This window comes from Companilactobacillus pabuli (assembly GCF_014058425.1).
Taxonomy (GTDB): Bacteria; Bacillota; Bacilli; order Lactobacillales; family Lactobacillaceae; genus Companilactobacillus; species Companilactobacillus pabuli.
Genome location: NZ_CP049366.1, coordinates 1631887 through 1651355 on the forward strand (window position 1 = coordinate 1631887; position 19469 = coordinate 1651355).

The window sequence follows — 19469 nt, forward strand, 5'->3', positions numbered from 1 at the left end:
TAAAACCCTTTCACTGTCTTATAATGAAATTAATATCAAAGAAGGAGTTGTCTGTTTAATGAAAAATAATCAATTTGCAATTCGTCCAACTGAATACAAAGATCAATTGGTTGAACTTCAAACAATCGGCTTTCTAGACAAAGATAACGAATCAGAGACCGACCCTATTAAATTATGGAAAAGTTTTTTAAGTAAAAGTTTTTTAGAAGCTAAAACATCATCAGCTTTTGAGGAAAAATTAAAAACCTATATGGCAACTGACTCTTTGAATTTAAACGAATACTTAGATTCTGCAACAAATGTTTCTGTCAGTGCTTTTTATAATGTCGCCTTACAATTATTAAAATTCAATCCTGATGTAGATTTCAGTTTTAGTGATCCGTTAGGCGCAATGAAGAAAATCCAATTAATGATTGCCGACCACAATACCGATTCATTTTCAATCGATGAATTAAAATCGGCTTGGTACTGGTTATTAGCCACTCACAACAAAAATGGTCAAACCTTCATCGACTTTCTAGCCACCAAAGGATTTTTTGTAAGATTTTATGGCAAAGTCAACCATCCCTTACTTTTCAATGGCAAAACTTTACCTGTCTTTGATCCACATAAACTAATTCGTGAAGTCGTCTATGTTGAATCTCCTCAAGATACCGACCATGACGGCAAACGTGATTTGTTAAAAGCTGAGGTATTGCGTCCTCAAGCTACTGAGAATGGCTTAAAAGTACCAGTTCTTTACACAGCCAGTCCTTACAATCAAGGAACTAACGACGAAACCGGCGAAAAATTAACTCATAACGTTAACGTAACGCTTCAACATAAAAAACCTAACAACTTACAATACAGTGATATTGAGTATCATGCACCAGAAACAAAACTCCCTCACCCACGTGTCGTTAACGGGCAAACCAAGCGAGCTGAAGAGGATTTCTCTCGTGAAAGTTCTTATACAATGAATGATTATTTTCTAGCTCGTGGTTTTGCGGTCGTCTATATGGCGGGAATTGGTACTAAAGATTCCGAAGGTCTAAGAACTACTGGTGACCCTGACGAAACTACTTCAACTATTTCTATCATCAAATGGTTGACTGGTGAACTACCTGCCTTTACAAATCGAATCGACAATATTGAAATTAAGGCTTGGTGGTCTAATAAACGTATCGCTATGACGGGTAGATCATATTTAGGGACTTTGGCTACTGCTGCAGCTACAACTGGTGTTTACGGCTTAAAGACAATCATTAGTGAGGCTGCTATTTCTAGTTGGTATGATTACTACCGTGATGGTGGACTTGTCGTTGCCCCTGGTGGATTCCCTGGCGAAGATGCTGATGTCTTAGCCGAGGAAACATTCAGTCGCCGTCTTCAACCGGGTGACTTTCACAATGTTAAAGATATTTGGAAAAATCAAATTGAAAAAATCAATCACGGACAAGATCGAACAACTGGTGATTACAATACCTTCTGGGATGCTAGAAATTACCACAAAAACTTCAAGAATATCACTGCTGATGTCTTCATGGTTCACGGTCTTAATGACTGGAATGTTAAGCCACGAAATGTTGAACGTTTGTGGAACGGAATCAAACATAACGGCGTTACACAAAAATTAATCTTACATCAAGGTCAACATATTTACATCAACGCTTTTAGATCAATCGACTATAACGATATCATCAACTTATGGCTCACTCATGAGTTGCTTGGAGTAGATAATCAAGCTAAGGAAATCATCCCTAACGTTATCATTCAAGACAACACTGAAACAGAAACTTGGAATGCTTATCAAGATTGGGCTAACAGTGAAAATGAGCAAATTAAATATAATTTATCAAATGATAAACTAACTACTGATGCTTCAAAAGAGCAAGAACTATCCTTTAATGATCAATTAGACAAAAGGTCTTTTGATTTTTACGCTAAGCATAACGATACTTGGGAAAATGAACTACTATCTTCTAATGAGAAGTTACTTAAGAATCGCCTGCTCTTTAAGACGGCACCATTAGACAATGATTTAACGATTGATGGTAAAACATTAGTCAATCTGAAAGTTTCTTCAAGTCAAAATATCGGCCTTTTGAGTTTTCAATTAGTCGACTATGGATCAGCTAAGCGATTAAACGTTTCACCTACACTACTTTCCAAAAATAGCCTAGCGGGAACTTTTGACTGGCGTGAAGATGACTTACGTGAATTCACTTATGACAAAGAAACTCCTTTCAAAATGATATCTAAAGGTCATCTTAATTTACAAAATCGAGAAAATAACTATAAAGTAGATGAACTAAAACCAGATGTTTTCTATAATGTGAATGTTGAATTACAACCAACATTTTATAAACTATTAAAGGGGCATCAACTTGGATTGATTGTCTACGCAACTGATTTTGGAACGACGGTTCGTGGTAATCAAGACATTAAATATACAGTTCAAACCAAGGATTCATCATTGATCGTTCCAATTCACAAATAGTACCAAAAGTTCATAAATGCCTTGATATATATGGAATCTCACTAGACCAAAATTATGTGGTTTCATACTATCAATTTCAATGTTATAATTCCGGTTGAACTGTTTAATTTTGGAGATTATTTATATGGAAAAGACACAACTGAATTCTTTGAAAAATAACCCCCATTCAAAGATGAGCATAGCTGGATTCCTAATTGCTTTAGGAATCGTCTATGGGGATATTGGTACATCTCCTCTATATGTTATGCATTCTTTGATGGTTGGGAATGGTGGACTAGAAAAAATGTCCACTAATTTTATTTTAGGTAGTGTTTCATTAATTTTCTGGACACTGACTTTGGTAACGACAATCAAGTATGTTTTGATTGCTCTACGTGCCGATAACCGTGGTGAAGGTGGTATCTTTGCCCTCTACACCTTGGTTAGAAAACGTGCTAAATGGTTGATCATTCCAGCGATGATTGGTGGAGCAACTTTCTTAGCCGATGGAATGATGACTCCAGCAGTTACTGTTACTGCTGCGATTGAAGGTTTAAAGGGGATTAAAATCAATAATATGATCTTAATCAGTACTCAAAACCAAGTTATTATCGTAACAATCATCATCTTGTCGACCCTCTTCTTTATTCAAAGATTTGGGACACAACTTATCGGCCGTGCTTTTGGTCCTATCATGTTGATTTGGTTTGGTTTCTTAGGTGTAATTGGTATTTTCAATCTGTCTTCAGACTGGACTATCATCAGAGCCTTGAACCCTTATTACGCTTTTGAATTACTCAGAAGTCCTGTCAACATCAGAGGGATTTTCATCCTAGGTAGTATCTTCTTGGCTACTACTGGTGCCGAAGCTCTGTACTCCGATATGGGACACGTCGGTCGTCCTAATATTTATACTAGTTGGCCTTTTGTAAAAATTTGTCTATTACTTAGTTACTTAGGTCAAGCTGCTTGGATTATTGGTGTTCGTGATAACCACACCTTGCAACAAATGGGTTCTTCAATGAATCCTTTCTACCAATCCATTCCAGCCGATTTTAGACTCTTTGGAATCTTCTTATCAGCCATGGCAGCTATCATTGCTTCTCAAGCTTTGATTTCTGGTTCATATACCTTAGTATCAGAAGCTACGAAGTTGAGAATGTTCCCTCGTTTGAAGACTTATTATCCTACAAACTTCAAGGGCCAACTTTATATCCCAACTGTCAACTCAATTATCTGGGTCGTTTGTTTATTCATCGTTTTCTATTTCAAAACTTCAGAAAATATGTCTAATGCTTATGGTCTAGAAATTACTATTACTATGTTAATGACTACGATCCTCTTGCATCAATGGTTGTTGATGAAACGTGCTAATCGCTTCTTTACTACCGTTATCATCAGTTTCTTCTTCATCATTGAAAGTATTTTCTTCGTAACTAACAGTAGTAAGTTCATTCACGGTGCTTACATTACAATGTTCATCGCTGCTTTACTTATTATCGTTATGTTCGTCTGGAGATACGGTGAAAGACTCAAGGATGACAATACATTTAGAAGCCATTTCGTTTCCCTACTAGCTTTTAAACATCAATTAAACGACTTGAGAAAAGATCCTAGTTATCCACTATATACAACTAACTTAGTTTATTTGACTAAGATTCATGATGGTTATCGTATTAAGAAAAACATTCTTTATTCAATTCTTGATAAGCGTCCAAAACGTGCTCAAGTATATTGGTTCGTAACAGTTAATGTTACCGATGAACCTTATACGGCTGCTTATAGTGTCGAAACTTTCGATACTGACTACATGGTCAGCGTACAGCTTTACTTAGGATTTAGGGTTGATCAAAAGGTTAATGTTTACCTTCGTCAAGTTGTTAATGACATGATGTCAAACGGTGAAATCAAACCACAACCACAGAAATATACAACTATTCCAGATCGTGAAGTTGGTGACTTCTCCTTTGTTATTATCAAAGAAGTTATTTCACCAGACACTAAGATCAGTAGTTTGAACAAGAGCATCATTAATATGCGCTTGATTTTACAAAAGTTCATCTCACCTGCTACTTGGTTTGGACTTTCTTATAGTGATGTTGTTGAAGAGCGTGTTCCATTAGTTCTTGGTAAAGTATCACTTAATCGTTTACGTCTTGTTAGAAAAGATCGTTCTGCTTTGAAAGATATTCAAATTGACGACGAAATCGATGACGATGACGACGAATAACAAAAAGCCTTCACAAATTGTGAGGGCTTTTTTCTATGCTTGTAAGACTTTAACTGTTTTTTGATTTAACTTATTAGTAATAAAATCGACTACCCATTCAACATCTTTTTGTGGGGCGCCCGACTTCAATAGGTTCCAAGATAAATCCAGAGCCACATCATGTCCATCATCGACTTTCAAGACGATATAATGCGGCGTCCACTTGTTAGATTTCTTAGTTACGACCAATGAATAGGACAAAATATCATCGAAGGAAATTACTTTTTGTTTCTTAGCTAATGGTAAAAAGATTGCCTGAATCCTTTTAGTCCAAGTACTGTAATCATAGTAAGAAACATTTCCTTCTGTGATTTTCCATTGTCCATAGAGACTAGGCAAATAGCGTGGATAAATCACTATGCTTTGAATCAAAAATCCTATTAGGCCAAAGATTATTCCCATAGTTAAATCATGTTTAGAAACAATAAAAACAAAGGAACCAATGGCGGCTCCAAAGATCAAACTATTCAACAATGGTTTCCAATTCAATTTTCTTGCAAAACTTTTTTCCATCTTAATCGCCTACTTCTAAATTCTTAGTCATTTATTATTTCGTTAATAAATTTAAATTAAAATAACCGTTATATCAAAGAAATTGCTCTGAAATAGACAACTTGTAATAGAAAGGGTTAACAATCTTTCGTTTTTTCATTAGCTAAATATAATTAAAGTTAATCAATGATATTAATTTATTTGTCGTTGATTAATTATGATTGTAGAAGGAAGCAAGTGATTATTATGTTCACTTATATTCAAATTACTGATCGTGATTCAAAAGTATTTAAAGGGTACGTTGATTACGAATTTGGAAAAGATAAATTATCAATGACTCTAGTCAGAGGTATGAAAGCTTTACGTCATATCGTTATTCCCTTTTCAGAGATCACCGACTTAACTATCGATAAATTTTATGGCGAAGGCCGTGTCAACTTTATTTATAAGGCTCAAAAATTCTCATTCCTCAACACTGGGTATGGTGAATCTCAATACTTACAAAAGCATATGTTAAAAGCTACTATGCTTAATTAATAAAAGGTCTTACTAGAATTTTTCACTCTAGTAAGACCTTTTTTGCGTTATTGTAGAAACATTTTTATACCGTAGGCTACACCATCTTCATCATTATTCTTCGTAATGTACTTGCCATATTCTTTAACGCCTTCCAAGGCATTATCCATGACAACTGGCGTCCCGACCATTTCTAACATCGACAAATCATTGAAACCGTCGCCAAAAGCCGCCATATCCTTTTTAAGCAACTTTTCTAAGTCTTGAATGTATTTGATGCCACGTGACTTCTGAGCTAAATGACTAGTAATCTCGAGGTAATATTCACCAGATTGCTTAATGCTCATATCGCCAGAGTTAATAGATTCCAATTTTTCAATCAATTGTTTCATTTCAAGCGCATCAAATGACAACAACATAATCTTAAAGACTTTTATGTCAGGTTGTTTTAACAAAGAAACATAATCGACTAATTTCGGTGTTTGCCCTCCCATTTCTTGCTCATATTTAACACCTTTATCGAATTTATCGACATACCAAGTGTCAATATCGTAAAAACTTCGGCTAACTTTAGGAAATTGTTGATCGACTAAAGCAATCACTTTCTTTACGCTATCAATATTTAATGTGTGTTCACTGAGAATTTTCAACCCTTGATCTTGTTTTTGAAAAATCAATCCACCATTAAATCCAATTTGGGGTTCATTTAAGTCAAGTTTATCAATGACTTCGGTCATTTCCATTGGTGAACGGGCAGAAACTAATGTAAATGGAATTTGACTTTCCTTAATAGTTTGGACGTTGTTTTCACTGATTTTACAATCACTTTGTAAAAGAGTTCCATCCATATCGGAAAAAATATGTTTGATCAAAATCATTCCTCCTACTTTGAGTTAATTCTCATTATAATGGAAGCGAATACATTTTTCTACAAAGGCATAAAAAAACAGCCAATCGACTGATTAGCTGCTAGTTTAAGATGCAAATGATGTAGCGACACTACCGATAACGATTAAAACGATACCTAAAATCGTAAAGGTCAACTCGCGGTGACTCTTATGTTCATGCAAGACGATAATTCCCCCAAATGTACCGATCACAACATTTAATTGAGTCCAGATGAAGGCTGATGTATTACCGTTAGCCTTAGCTGAGAAAATATAAGCAAAAGCCGCGATTCCCCAAGCAATACCGGCAATAATATTTTGATATTGTTGCTTTTGTTTGAAAGAATTACGATCTGTAAACAAGGCATAAATAATAGCACCTAATAAGATACCTAACATTTCAGGTAGGAAAATCCCTGTACTGCTTTCATTCTTAACAATTGACATGTTTGGAAATGAAGAATAAATCCAAAATCCTACTGTAGTACATAGAAGGAATAAGGCATCCTTAAATTCCATCTTTTGAGATGTTGAACTGTCAGTAACTGATGTCAATAAGGCACCAACGACGACGATCAATAAGGCTGTGATTCCGATGATTTTGGCATGAGCACTATTCCAATCACCAAAAATCAACATCCCGATAATTGAATTACCAACTAGTTGAAAAACTGTTGACAAGGGAACTGTACCAGATACACCGATACGCTTGAAAGAAATGAACTGACCGATTTGACCGATAGTCCATAAGGCTCCACATAAGACAGAGAACCAGAAAGCCTGTGTACTAACACTTGGTTGAGTAACTAAGTAGGAAATCAATCCGACAATAGTTGCCCCGGCACCAATACCAAACATTTGATTAACTGGAGAGCCACCCACTTTTCCAGTGATGATTGGCATGAAACCCCAACCCAAGGCTGGTATTAAAGCAATTAAAATATTCATAGCAAACTCCTTTTCAGCAAGCGAATATTAGTAATAATTATTTTTTTAACGTGGCATATATTTCATATATAAGGAACTGTGTTTCTCATCATACAATATCTATTACTCAGACAAAAAATGAATATTATTACGAACAAATTTAGCTAAATAAGTCTTTTTGGCACAAAAAAATGTGTGAAACTCATCTAGACCATTTAAATAGTTTACAACATTATTTGAAAAAAGAAAGCATTTTCTCTCAAAAAAGCAAAAAAAATGAAAGTGCATTCATCGCCGTTCTTAGACTAGCAAGCACTTTCAAATATTTCCAAAATTATTTTATTTATATAATCTTATTATCAATAACGTTGACGATTATCAGTAATAATATTCAATTTATCGTCAAAATCATAAATCAGCGGAGTTCCATTGGCTACTTCTACTCCATCGATATCTTTATCACTAATACCTTCAACATATTTGATCAAAGCTCTAATCGTACTTCCATGAGCTACAATCAATTGATCCTTCCCATCTAAAAGTCTTGGAGCCACATGATCAACGTAATAAGGAACTATTCGCTGATATGCTTCATAAAGACTTTCTGCAACTGGCATCATATTTTTATCAAAATACTTGTAAGGACCAGTCGTTGGATCTGGTTTACTTAGAGCTGGTGGGACTGAATAAAAGCTTCGACGCCACAAGTGAACTTGTTCCAAGCCGTACTCTCTTCTTGTGTCATCTTTGTTAAGCCCTCTCAAAGCTCCATAGTGACGTTCATTTAAGCGCCAAGTCTTAGTTATTGGCACATAATTAAGGTTTAAATCATCTTGAATAATGTAGGCTGTCTTAATAGCACGCCGTAAAACTGATGTATGTACGTGATCAAAATAAAAACCCTTGAGTTTTTTTGCAGCTTCATGTGCTTGCATTACACCTTCATGCGTCAAATCAACATCATTCCATCCCGTATATTGATTCAAAGCATTAGCAATACTCTCTCCATGTCTCACCATGACAAGTTTTACCATATTATGACATTCCCAACTTTCATATAAAATTACCTTTTAATCTTAGCACAGTTTAGTTTCTAAATTAATCGATCAATGAATTATCAAGGCCTCTGGAACACTCTGCTTGCAAAGTTACATGGGTAATATTGAATTTATCAAGCAACAATTTATCTACTTGATCGTATAGAGTATCTAATTCTTTCATATTGCAATTTTTCAAAACATTAATATGGGCATCGAGCATAATATGATTTTCATCAATCATCCAAACATGCATGTGATGAACTCTAACGATTTCTGGAATTGTCATAATTTCGGCTTCAACTGCTGTTAAATTAATTTTTGGACTAGCCTCCATAAGGATGTTGATAGTTTCTGAAACTACTGTATAGGCTTCTTTTAAGAGCCAAATGGCAATGACGATTGTAATTACTGGATCGACCCAATTCCAATTGAATAAAATAACAAAAATAGATGCAACAAAGACTCCGACTGAAGATAAAGTGTCAGTCAACATATGTAGAAAGGTCGCTTTGATATTTAAATTATGCTTCGAGCCTGACATCAACATCAGCATCGAAACCAAATTAGCCACCAAACCAATGACTGACACGATCATCATCAATTTACCATCGATATGCTGCGGTTGATTCAAGCGCTTAAAAGATTCAAAAACCATCATAACTGTGATAATAACTAAAATAATTGAATTGACAAAGGCTGCCAAAATCTCAGCCCTTTTATAGCCAAAAGTCTTCTTGGCGTTATTCTTTCTTTGTCCAATCACATTAGCAACATACGAAATGACAATTGATAAAGAGTCCTCCAAATTGTGAAAGGCATCAGAAATCAACCCTAAACTTCCTGAAACAAAGCCACCAACGAACTCAGTGATTGTAATAATGATATTCAAAGCTGTGACATAAAAGAAACGTTTACCGGTTATTTTTTCATGATCCATATTTCTGCCTCCTCATCTATCATAGCTAATAATTGTAAAAATGTATAAAAAAAGACGAGGTCAAAACCTCGCCTTCTTAATTATATATCCTTCTATTTAGTTGTTAGCTTAGCAACAACTTTAATGGGATGAGCTACATCAATGATATCAGAGAATCTGTTTGTAATATATTCTCTCATACCGTCACGTGCCTCCTTCTTGGAAGTGTTGTGACAAATGCGCTTCTCAGCAATTGTTTGGCCTTCTTTGCTCAAAAAATTACAAGTAACTTCATAATCGCCATGATTACCAAAAAACAACATCATTGTGACCCCCTTCTATGCAAAATAACTATCTCATTAACTTCGACCAGATATTTATACCACTTTTCAAATAGCAGTTCAACACTCTATGTAAAAATCGTATTGTTTAAAAAAAACTAAGCATATTTTTGATAATTAATTTCTAAGAGTCAATTATGATATTATAAACGTAACGATTTATTCACAGGGGAGCCAGTATTTATGAAAAGGGAAAATAATAACAATAGATCTCGTATGACTCGTGAAGCATTTCGACGTAGAAAACAACCATTTTATAAAAAGAAATCATTCCTGATTTCAATTATTTTAATCTTAGTTATCATAATTGGCTTATTTATTATGTGGAAGGTTAATTCTTCTAATAATAACAGCACTGAAAATACTGAACCAACTGAGCACAAGATTGAAAAGGTTAAGCCAAAGAAGACTACCAAAAAGAAAAAATCTACTAAAAAGTCTACCAAGACCAAGCAAGCCGAAAAAGTAACTAAAGAACAACCGGAACAAAAGGTTCAAAAACAAGAAGAACCTAAACAACAAACTAAAATTCAAAATCCTGGGACTTATAATGATTTAGTTTATGACACTGATTGGTATACTTTTAAAATCTCTAATGAAGTTAAATTGATCAAGGATGCTAATGGGGATGCTGCCTTAATGGTCAAATACAACTATACTAACAAGACCAACAATAATGAAATACCTCAACAAGTTCAAAATAATGCCATCATGCTTAAGCAAAACGATAAACAATTGAGTCCTACCACTGCTACCGGCGACAACGCTAGTTTGATCAATTCCACTAACAACGGCCAAGTCCTACCAGGCAAGAGTTTCGATGGTGCTTTACTAGTAAAGGTTAATGACACCACTTCTGAAGTCACAATGTACTTCAAAAACATTCAAACTAATGCTTGGTTAGACAGCACTCAACCACTCAAATTAGACTAAAAAAAGCTGAATTCTTATTCAGCTTTTTTTATATCAAAATTTTGTAATTGAATATACGAAATGAACAAAGCGATTCCTAAAAAGACGACCATGACGTACAAACTGGCCATGTTAAAACTCGTCTGAGAAACTTGTTTCATCAATTTATTAGAAAACATTGGGAACATGTCTCGAAAGGCATGCAAAACGATGACAATCGATAAATTGCGGTTTTTGACGTAAATTGTCCCAAATAAAATTCCAATTGCAGCCGCAAAGATCATCTGAGCGGAAACGTAACCGAGTGGCAAAGCTTTTAAATTCGTAATGTGAATCAGTCCAAATAAGATACTCGAACCAATCACGGCACCAAAAGCGTTGTTGTGATTAGCTTTTAAAAATAGACTGATCAACACTCCCCTAAAAATATACTCTTCAGCTAAACCAACTAATAAACAGATTAAAATCACTTGGAATTTAACTTGAAAATCATTTACTAATAGGACTGGTGAATTTAGAAAAGCCACAATAATCAAAGCTGGAAAAGCTGTCGATAACTGTGCTAAACCATTTTTTTGATTAAACCAAAAGACTTTCTCTTGAAAATATTGTCGATTCAATAAATAAGCCACTAAAAAAACTACTAGATCCGCCAATGCTTGAGCAAGACTGTTAACTGATTGTTTACTCAAAATTAGACCGATAACTGTCAAAGTAATAGGAAAAATCAAACTTGCAATGATGATTTTTGTAATGTTATTTTTGAATAACTTCATATAAACTCCCTTTAATTTCTTTTAAGTAAATTATATAGAAAAATTGCTTGACATGAAACGCGTTCTATAAAGTATTCTTTGATTGTTGAAATACTTGTTCTGCATGAAAACACTGTTATCTTCCTTGTAGAGCTTACCCTTCAAAGCCGTATTTCAAAAATTTGTTTGTTTAAAAAAAGACGAGCATCCCAACAGGGCACTCGCCTTTTTACATTTTTGAATTTAAAAAACTAATTAATCTTCTTAACTCTTTTTCAGATACCGGAAGATTACTACTCGTCCAAGCACAGTGTAAACAAATATTTTTATTATCGGTACTAACAATCAAACTATGTGTCTTGCGGACCAAAGAATTATTTAACTTACCACCATTAGGATTCTGAGTATTCATAATGTTCCTGTCATCAACAACTGCAAAACTTCTAATTTGCTCAAAGGGAATCTCCTTTAATCGATTGTTCATCGGTAAAAAAATTGCCAGTAGTTGTTTCGACCAAGTGTCATAATCGGAATAATAAATTCCAGTTTCACCGATACTCCAATAATCATAGAACCTTACTAATGACCTAGGAAAAATCACCAAACTATCCACTCCAAAAGCTAAAATTCCAGCCGTTAAAGCAAAAATCGGTATCATCGGAAAAATAGCATAGACAATAAATGTTACAACTATGCCAAAAAAGATACTGATCAATAATGGTTCAAAACTGATTTTTCTTTCAAAACTCAATTCTCTATCCATTTCAACCACCTAGATTGTCTTTTTACTATCTATAAAGTAAGACAATCTAGTCACTTTTTCCAAAATTAAGTTTTGATTTATTACAAAATATACCTTTTGGCATAAAAAAGAACATTATTAGAAATGTAGCAATTGACTACACATTCAATAATGTTCTTAATTATCTCTATTTCTTTTTATTTTTTTTTCTTCTTATTAGGATTACGCTTGAATGCCCGTGCCACAACCTGGAAGAAACTCAATGAACGTACAATACGGTCCGGTTCGATGTAGACCCTAATTGCACGTAAAACTTTTTTTGGATCACGTGAAGAAAAAGAGAAAGTTCCATTCTTCTTAGTTTGAAGTGCAAAACGTGGTATCCACTTGCCACCAAACATAATTGAAGCAATAACTAAATCTACTTCAGTCCAAGGAATTTGAATGTAATTATTAACGTCACGATCGTCATAAAATTCAAAACCCTTATCCCCTATCATGATTTTGCCATAATCGGTCATTCCCAAATGAGAGGTAGCTTTTTCAACTAGATCTGCTTTCGTATTGATTGATTCAACCATCTAAAATCTACTCCTTTAACTTCCTGAATCGTATTATACGTCTGAACTTATTTATTATCAAAAAAGGGGCTGAACTCCAAAGAGTTCACCCCAAAATGAAAGTTTCGAATTATTACATAACGTGAAGTACGTGTAGGACAACACCGACAACGAACAAGCCAAGAATAATAACGATTGGTGAAACTTTCTTCTTTAGTAACCACATGCAGAATAATGTTAGAAGCAAAGCAGCTAAACCAGGGATCAATTGATCCAAGTTATCTTGCAATGTTGTTACTTTGTGAGCTGTCAATGAAAGACCAGCTTTTTGTTGAATCAAAGCTTCTTTGATTCCTTGGGCACCTGATGGTAGATGTGACCAGTCAATGTAAGCACCCTTATCTAGCTTAACAGTTGAAACTGTTGGTGTGAACTTAACAGTAACCCAACGGTTGATCAATGAACCTAGAATAAACATACCTAGAATTGAAGCACCCTTTGTGATGTCTTGTAGAACACCACCAGAAACATCTTCTGTAATCTTTGAACCGGCTTTGTAGCCAAGTTCTTGTGTATACCACATGAAGGCCATACGAATAGCATTCCATGCAACGAAGTAAATGATTGGTCCAAGAATATTACCAGTCATAGCAAGTGAAGCAGCTAGGGCACCAATAATTGGCTTAACAGTGAACCAGAACACAGGATCACCGATACCAGCTAGAGGACCCATCATACCAACTTTAACACCTTGAATAGTAACGTCATCGATTGGAGCACCGCCTGCACGTTCCTCTTCCAAGGCCATAGTAACACCTAGGATAGGTGAAGCTAAGTATGGGTGACAGTTGAAGAATTCCATGTGACGCTTCAATGCAGCAGCACGATCTTCTTTTGTCTTATATAATTTTTTCAATACTGGAATTAATGAATAAGTCCAGCCACCATTTTGCATACGTTCGTAGTTCCATGAACCTTGAAGGAATGTTGAACGCCACCAAACAGCGATTCTATCTCTTTTAGAAATTTTAACTTGATCTGCCATTTTTATGAGTTCCTCCCTCTTAGTAGTTATCTATGATGTCGCCGACTGGATCACCTGTGTTGGAGTTTCCTCCACCACCATTTGATGAACCGCCATTACCACCTGATTTAGATAATTTCAAGTAGATAAGCGCCATAGAAATACCGATAGTACCAAGACCGATAAGTGTTAGGTCTGTAACTGTAGCAAGTACGAAACCAATAGCGAAGAATGGCCATACTTCACGACTAGCCATCATATTGATAACCATTGCGTAACCAACAGCAACAACCATACCACCACCGATTGACAAACCATCTGTCAACCAAGTAGGCATAGCATCTAGCAATGCTTTCACAGGACCAGCACCGATAGCAAGAATCATTGCGGCAGGAATAGCGATACGTAGACCTTGTAGACAAATAGCAATATATTGCCACATATCAATCTTTCTAAAGTTACCTTCTTCGGCAGCTTTATCCATGATGTGAACAATACCAGTTGCGATAGTACGAACAAGGATTGTTAGTAGTAAACCAGCAACAGCCAAAGGAACAGCAATAGCAATAGCTGAACCAACACCAGCTTGACCTTTACCACCTAGAACCAAAATAATAGCTGAAGCAACAGCTGCCAAAGCAGCATCAGGTGCTACGGCAGCACCGATATTAGCCCAACCTAAAGCGATCATTTGTAATGTACCACCAAGGATAAGGCAAGGGATCAATTGACCCGTAACTAAGCCGATTAAAGTACATGCGATAACTGGTTGGTGGAAATGGAATTCATCCAAAATACCTTCCATACCAGCTAGGAATGATACTAAAACGACAAGAATAATCTGAATAGCATTTAATTGCATGATTATTAATCCTCCGTTTTATTTCTATAAGAATATATATTAATTTTTGTTCAACTCGTCTTGAGCTTTCTTCATGATATTATCAAGGTTATCTTCTGAGTCTGTAGGAACTTTACGAACATCAAACTTGATGCCTTCTTTTTCCATATCCTTGAATGTATCAATATCATTTTGGTCAAAAGCCAAAACTTTATTAGGTTGAACCTTACCAACTGAGTGAGCCATTGAACCAACATTAACTGTTTCCAATGGAACTCCTCCGTCAATAGCTCTCTTAACATCTTGTGGTGTTTCGAAAAGCAATAGTGCACGTTCGCCACCAAAGTGTTTGTCATCTTTGGCAATCTTGATCATTTGATCAATTGGAATAACGTGTGCGTGAATACCAACTGGGGCGGCTTGCATAATCAATTGTTTACGCAAATCATCCTTAGCAACATTATCTGAAACGACAATGATACGTGTTGGTGAAACTGACTTAGACCATGCAGTAGCAACTTGACCATGCAATAGACGTGAGTCGATACGTGCCAAAACGTACTTCATCTTACCAGGTTTACCACCTGAGACAGCTTGTTGTTTTGGAGCAGCCTTAGCTTCTTTAGGTTGTAGAGATTCTGGACGAACCTTAACACCTTCCTTGGCTGTTTCAATGATATGTGCAGCAATTTCATGTGCAGAATTCATTGACATACGTGAAGCATAAGCTTCAATCAACATAGGTAAGTTTAGACCAGCAACGATAGCCCACTTATCCTTATGTGCTTCGAACAAACCATTTACTTGGTTAAAAGGTGTTCCTCCCCAAAGGTCAACTAAGAACAAAACTTGTTCTTGATCTTCAAGAGCTGAAACAGCTTTTTCCAATTTTGCTTTAAGGTCATCAGGCCCCATGCTTGGTTGCAATGTAACGGATTGAACATCTTTTTGTTCACCGAAAATCATTGAACCAGACATCTTGATACCGTCGGCAAAGTCACCATGGCTTGCAATAACAATTCCAACCATGTTTAATCCTCCTTTATTTTTATGTCATTAAAGCGCTTACTTTGACCACCTATTTATGATCATTTTGACAATAAAAATAGAATAATTTCTAAATAAACCGCTTTAATAGAGCTCACCCTTCATGTGAACCCTTACATAATATCATTTTTTCAGAAAAAAAACAGCCTTTTTAACAAAAATAAGCAAATAAAAACAAATTTAAACTTTTGTTATAAAATTAACAATATAGTTTTTGGCTTTTTGGTCCTTAATTTAAAGCTATTAAATCAAGTTATTTGAAAAATAGGTATTAAATGGTCAAAACCAATTGTATTTTTTTAGGAATAATTTTAAGCAGTTTGTGACATTTGAAAACCTTTCTCTCTTTTCAACATTTTCATAGTTTTATGGGTCTATACCCTTTTATATCAGCATTTTCAATTTAGTTTATAAAGTATAATTTTTTCAATTCAAGATTTTTCACATGTTTTTTGTGTGTAACATGATGTAGACTATACCTTTTATTTTTTTAGTAAATACATTTCTTCACTTTTTTGTGAACGATACTTCATTATTTTTCTCAAATTAAAAAAGAACCTCATTAGATGCAGTACGGACAACTGCAATTCCAATAAGGTTCTTTTGCGTTTTTTGAGTAATTAAGCTAAATCTTAGAAAAATTACTTATCTAAAGGTGTCATTTCAATCATCTTACCTGTCAAACCAACTTCAACACCAATGGCAATCTTATCTTTACGACTAGGATCAACTAATTGGAATTTGTTTTGTTTAACGATACGTTTGTTGTCACTCTTAAAGTCAGCAGGCAATTCTTCATTTGAACCTTTAATCAAGATAACGATGATTGAGAAACCTGAATCATGAACTTTGATTGGTGCATAATGCAAAGTTGTACTATAAAATTCAACAACTGTCCCTGCAGGAACAAAGAAAATTTGTCCATCTTCTGAGGGACTGTACTCACCTTTTGTATCAAGTGTTGAACGTTGTCCTAAAACCATGATGACATCGGTCAACATAATGTTTGTTTCGCTACCTTGGTGATATTCGATAGCTGAGAAGTTAGTTGATTGACCAGTGCATTCACCAGCTTCAATTGGCATAAATGCATAAATGTCCTTGCCCATTTCTTGAATTGCAGGAATTTTTTCGAGATCTTTATTTGATGGTGTGTAGAAGTTACTTGGACTTGAGATCTTAACATTCTTGTCCATGTAGTCTTTTACTTCACTAATATCGTATTTAGTATAAACTTTACCGTATTTCTTAAAATCAGGATCATCAATGGAGAGGATCTTGTAATCTGGATTCTTTTTTTGGAAATCTTCTAATGTACTCATACTTTTCCCCCGTGTTTGTTAATGTTCATTTCAAACATAATCTAACAGTTGAAAACGTTTTAGTCAATAGCAAAAATCATTTTTAACAAATAAAAAAAGCCTTTGGAAACTAGATTCCGTAGGCTTTTAAGCGAATTATGAAGGGTGAAAAAACTCTTTATTTAGTTGTTGACTTTAAAACAATTTGATTCAATTCTGTCTTTTGGTCCAAAACTTGATACTTCAAGTAAGCGACATTTGGCATGTTAGTAATAATTACCATCATATCAGTCTTTTTGTTAGCTTGAGTTATCTTATCCAAATCTACTTGAGCTAATTGATCGCCATGTTTAACCTTTTGGCCAGCTTCGACTTTAATATCGAAAGGCTCGCCCTTTAGTTGAACTGTATCGATTCCCATGTGCACCAAAACTTCTAAACCACTATCCGTTTTAATACCTAAAGCGTGCTTAGTTGGGAAGATACTTTCAATCGTACCATCAACCGGTGCAACAATTTTGCCATCACTTGGAATAACTGCATAACCATCACCAAGCATCTTTTGAGCAAAGGTCGGATCAGAAACCTCTTCGATATCTTCAACCTGTCCATTAGCAACACTATAGAAAGTATCGACTTGTCCAGATTTAACATCACTATCAGTAGTTGTTTCCTTTGCTTCAGTTGGTTTTGAATCAACAGCTTCAACTTTGGCATTTTGATCGAACAATTTCTTCAAATCATCAGCTACGAATTGAACTTCCGTTCCGACAATAATTTGAATATTTGTTTTATCTAGAACATTAACTCCAGAAACACCGGCATCCATAATTTGAGATTTATTAGCATCTCCGGTGTCATTTAATTGTAGACGTAAACGAGTTGTACAGTTATCGATCACTTTAATATTATCGTGACCACCGATTCCAGCATAAACTTTCTTAGCCATAATCATATATTTATCATCAGAATCTGAAGTAGCGACTTCTTCAACTGGTGCATCATCGACAGTTTTCTCACGACCAGGAGTCATTAAATTAAACTTCTTGATTGCAAAGTCAAAACCAAAGTAATAAATTACCGCCATAACTAAACCTTGAACTAATAACATATAAGGTTTGTTAGCAATCGGCATGTGGAAACTCAAAATATAATCGACTAACCCAGCACTAAATGTAAATCCAGCTGTCCAATGCATAAAGGCGGCAAACGCCATTGATAATCCTGTAAAGATAGCGTGAATCACATAAAGTGGCCAAGCAACAAACATGAATGAGAACTCTAAAGGTTCAGTTACACCAGTGAAGAATGAAGCAAACGCTCCAGCTAACATCAAACCGGCTGTAGTCTTCTTCTTCTCTGGCAAAGCATTTTTATAGATTGCTAAAGCACCTGCAGGTAATCCGAACATCATAACTGGGAAGTATCCAGCTAAGTACATACCAGTAATTCCCTTGGTTCCTTTATTAGCCCAGAAATTACCAATATCGTTGATACCGGCAATGTTAAATTCAAAGACTTGATTCAAGGCTTGGTGCAATCCAGTTGGAATCAACAAACGGTTGAAGAATCCAAACAAACCAGCGCCGATCCAGCCTAAGTTAACGATGAATTTACCAAATGAAATCAAAGCATCATACAATACCGGCCAAACAAATAATAGAACGACTGAAACTAATAACATTACTAGCGTGGCTAAAATTGGCACTAAACGTTTTCCACTGAAAAATGACAAAGCCATCGGTAATTTTGTCTCATGGAAACGATCAAATAAAGCTGCAGCAATCAGTCCAGCAATAATGCCAATAAAGACATTCCCGGCAATTGCATTAAAAGCCGGATTAACAGCACTAACTTTTATTCCTAATAATAGTGCAACTTGATTTGGTGCTAACACATAGGTAGGAACTATATAAGCAACTACCCCAGCCATAGCAGCCGCACCATCTTTGACTTTGGACATCCCAAGTGATAATCCAACAGCGAATAACAATGCTAACTGCCCTAAAATGGCAGATCCACCAACTTGGAGGAATTGTGCTAGGCCCCAATTTTGTGGAAGCCAGTGACCAATTCCTTCAAGCAAAGCTGCTGCAGGCAAAACTGCAACCGGCAATTGAAGGGATCGACCCATTCTTTGAAGATAGGTTTTCATTTTCCTATTTTCCTCCCCAAATAAAAAGAATTTTATAACGAATTCAACAATACTGGTCTACATTGATAATTGCAATAGTTTTATGCTTATTTTCTTGCATGTAAGCTAGTTAAACGTTTTCAGCATACAATTGGACTAGATTAATTTCTGATTGGTATATCCCGAATTCCTAAAACTAATACTCTTAAAGAAACTCTAATATTGACATGATATAGTTGAACCTGATATCTTTATTGATACAGATAATTGAGGGAGTGAACTTTAACTGAAAACGAATCTTATATAT

Annotated in this window: 18 protein-coding genes; 4 read left to right on the forward strand and 14 right to left on the reverse strand. The window is 35.3% G+C overall.

The window, feature by feature from the left end:
* The first annotated feature begins 58 nt into the window (after positions 1–58).
* Together G6534_RS07940 and G6534_RS07945 are read left to right on the forward strand one after the other, a co-directional pair.
* On the forward strand, positions 59–2479 hold the full coding sequence (locus tag G6534_RS07940) for a Xaa-Pro dipeptidyl-peptidase (protein ID WP_059073748.1): 2421 nt from the start codon (positions 59–61) through the stop codon (positions 2477–2479).
* A 124-nt stretch (positions 2480–2603) separates the two neighbouring features.
* Positions 2604–4688 (forward strand): KUP/HAK/KT family potassium transporter, encoded by a 2085-nt coding sequence (locus tag G6534_RS07945; protein WP_059073747.1) that lies wholly within the window; start codon positions 2604–2606, stop codon positions 4686–4688.
* A gap of 33 nt (positions 4689–4721) precedes the next feature.
* Here G6534_RS07945 and G6534_RS07950 read toward each other — a convergent pair whose 3' ends face one another.
* A complete protein-coding gene (locus G6534_RS07950; RefSeq protein WP_059073746.1) occupies positions 4722–5240 on the reverse strand; it encodes a hypothetical protein in 519 nt (172 codons plus the stop codon).
* A gap of 216 nt (positions 5241–5456) precedes the next feature.
* Between G6534_RS07950 and G6534_RS07955 the strand changes: the two genes are divergently transcribed.
* Positions 5457–5756: a hypothetical protein gene (locus G6534_RS07955; RefSeq protein ID WP_059073745.1), complete on the forward strand. Its 300-nt coding sequence runs from the start codon at positions 5457–5459 to the stop codon at positions 5754–5756.
* 47 nt (positions 5757–5803) lie between these two features.
* On the opposite strand, the gene G6534_RS07960 is transcribed toward G6534_RS07955, so the two are convergent.
* From G6534_RS07960 to G6534_RS07980, 5 genes are all read right to left on the reverse strand, one after another.
* The gene (locus tag G6534_RS07960; protein ID WP_182082575.1) at positions 5804–6607 is read right to left on the reverse strand and encodes an HAD family hydrolase; all 804 of its coding nucleotides are present in this window, start codon (positions 6605–6607) and stop codon (positions 5804–5806) included.
* Positions 6608–6709: 102 nt separating this feature from the next.
* Positions 6710–7570, reverse strand: a complete 861-nt coding sequence (locus tag G6534_RS07965; RefSeq protein ID WP_059073743.1) for a GRP family sugar transporter — start codon at positions 7568–7570, stop codon at positions 6710–6712.
* Between the two features lie 338 nt (positions 7571–7908).
* Entirely contained in the window at positions 7909–8583 is a 675-nt protein-coding gene (locus G6534_RS07970; protein ID WP_059073742.1) for a 2,3-bisphosphoglycerate-dependent phosphoglycerate mutase, read from the reverse strand.
* Positions 8584–8647: 64 nt separating this feature from the next.
* Positions 8648–9526 (reverse strand): cation diffusion facilitator family transporter, encoded by an 879-nt coding sequence (locus G6534_RS07975; RefSeq protein ID WP_059073741.1) that lies wholly within the window; start codon positions 9524–9526, stop codon positions 8648–8650.
* Positions 9527–9618: 92 nt separating this feature from the next.
* Positions 9619–9831: a hypothetical protein gene (locus tag G6534_RS07980; protein WP_229239878.1), complete on the reverse strand. Its 213-nt coding sequence runs from the start codon at positions 9829–9831 to the stop codon at positions 9619–9621.
* Between the two features lie 198 nt (positions 9832–10029).
* Here G6534_RS07980 and G6534_RS07985 point away from each other — a divergent pair, with 198 nt between their 5' ends.
* Positions 10030–10779: a DUF5067 domain-containing protein gene (locus G6534_RS07985; RefSeq protein ID WP_059073740.1), complete on the forward strand. Its 750-nt coding sequence runs from the start codon at positions 10030–10032 to the stop codon at positions 10777–10779.
* A 14-nt stretch (positions 10780–10793) separates the two neighbouring features.
* Here the strand turns inward: G6534_RS07985 and G6534_RS07990 are convergent, their stop codons facing one another.
* The 8 genes from G6534_RS07990 to nagE all read right to left on the reverse strand — a co-directional run bounded on the left by G6534_RS07990 (position 10794) and on the right by nagE (position 19183).
* Entirely contained in the window at positions 10794–11534 is a 741-nt protein-coding gene (locus G6534_RS07990) for a CPBP family intramembrane glutamic endopeptidase (protein ID WP_059073739.1), read from the reverse strand.
* A 208-nt stretch (positions 11535–11742) separates the two neighbouring features.
* Positions 11743–12276, reverse strand: coding sequence for a hypothetical protein (locus tag G6534_RS07995; RefSeq protein ID WP_059073738.1), 534 nt, complete (start codon positions 12274–12276; stop codon positions 11743–11745).
* Between the two features lie 176 nt (positions 12277–12452).
* The gene (locus tag G6534_RS08000; protein WP_059073737.1) at positions 12453–12836 is read right to left on the reverse strand and encodes a DUF956 family protein; all 384 of its coding nucleotides are present in this window, start codon (positions 12834–12836) and stop codon (positions 12453–12455) included.
* A 112-nt stretch (positions 12837–12948) separates the two neighbouring features.
* Entirely contained in the window at positions 12949–13860 is a 912-nt protein-coding gene (locus tag G6534_RS08005; protein ID WP_119317378.1) for a PTS system mannose/fructose/sorbose family transporter subunit IID, read from the reverse strand.
* A gap of 19 nt (positions 13861–13879) precedes the next feature.
* A complete protein-coding gene (locus G6534_RS08010; RefSeq protein WP_059073736.1) occupies positions 13880–14701 on the reverse strand; it encodes a PTS mannose/fructose/sorbose transporter subunit IIC in 822 nt (273 codons plus the stop codon).
* A 39-nt stretch (positions 14702–14740) separates the two neighbouring features.
* Positions 14741–15709 (reverse strand): PTS sugar transporter subunit IIB, encoded by a 969-nt coding sequence (locus tag G6534_RS08015; protein WP_059073735.1) that lies wholly within the window; start codon positions 15707–15709, stop codon positions 14741–14743.
* Between the two features lie 659 nt (positions 15710–16368).
* Positions 16369–17049 (reverse strand): DUF4867 family protein, encoded by a 681-nt coding sequence (locus tag G6534_RS08020; RefSeq protein WP_059073734.1) that lies wholly within the window; start codon positions 17047–17049, stop codon positions 16369–16371.
* Positions 17050–17206: 157 nt separating this feature from the next.
* A complete protein-coding gene (gene nagE, locus G6534_RS08025; RefSeq protein ID WP_059073733.1) occupies positions 17207–19183 on the reverse strand; it encodes an N-acetylglucosamine-specific PTS transporter subunit IIBC in 1977 nt (658 codons plus the stop codon).
* Positions 19184–19469: the final 286 nt, after the last annotated feature.

Coding starts and splice junctions, on each gene's coding strand:
- G6534_RS08000 (WP_059073737.1), bottom strand. CDS start 12,836: ATGGTTGAATCAATCAATACGAAAGCAGATCTAGTTGAAAAAGCTACC.
- G6534_RS07980 (WP_229239878.1), bottom strand. CDS start 9,831: ATGATGTTGTTTTTTGGTAATCATGGCGATTATGAAGTTACTTGTAAT.
- G6534_RS07940 (WP_059073748.1), top strand. CDS start 59: ATGAAAAATAATCAATTTGCAATTCGTCCAACTGAATACAAAGATCAA.
- G6534_RS08005 (WP_119317378.1), bottom strand. CDS start 13,860: ATGGCAGATCAAGTTAAAATTTCTAAAAGAGATAGAATCGCTGTTTGG.
- G6534_RS08010 (WP_059073736.1), bottom strand. CDS start 14,701: ATGCAATTAAATGCTATTCAGATTATTCTTGTCGTTTTAGTATCATTC.
- G6534_RS07965 (WP_059073743.1), bottom strand. CDS start 7,570: ATGAATATTTTAATTGCTTTAATACCAGCCTTGGGTTGGGGTTTCATG.
- G6534_RS07985 (WP_059073740.1), top strand. CDS start 10,030: ATGAAAAGGGAAAATAATAACAATAGATCTCGTATGACTCGTGAAGCA.
- G6534_RS08020 (WP_059073734.1), bottom strand. CDS start 17,049: ATGAGTACATTAGAAGATTTCCAAAAAAAGAATCCAGATTACAAGATC.
- nagE (WP_059073733.1), bottom strand. CDS start 19,183: ATGAAAACCTATCTTCAAAGAATGGGTCGATCCCTTCAATTGCCGGTT.
- G6534_RS07975 (WP_059073741.1), bottom strand. CDS start 9,526: ATGGATCATGAAAAAATAACCGGTAAACGTTTCTTTTATGTCACAGCT.
- G6534_RS07945 (WP_059073747.1), top strand. CDS start 2,604: ATGGAAAAGACACAACTGAATTCTTTGAAAAATAACCCCCATTCAAAG.
- G6534_RS07995 (WP_059073738.1), bottom strand. CDS start 12,276: ATGGATAGAGAATTGAGTTTTGAAAGAAAAATCAGTTTTGAACCATTA.
- G6534_RS07950 (WP_059073746.1), bottom strand. CDS start 5,240: ATGGAAAAAAGTTTTGCAAGAAAATTGAATTGGAAACCATTGTTGAAT.
- G6534_RS08015 (WP_059073735.1), bottom strand. CDS start 15,709: ATGGTTGGAATTGTTATTGCAAGCCATGGTGACTTTGCCGACGGTATC.
- G6534_RS07970 (WP_059073742.1), bottom strand. CDS start 8,583: ATGGTAAAACTTGTCATGGTGAGACATGGAGAGAGTATTGCTAATGCT.
- G6534_RS07990 (WP_059073739.1), bottom strand. CDS start 11,534: ATGAAGTTATTCAAAAATAACATTACAAAAATCATCATTGCAAGTTTG.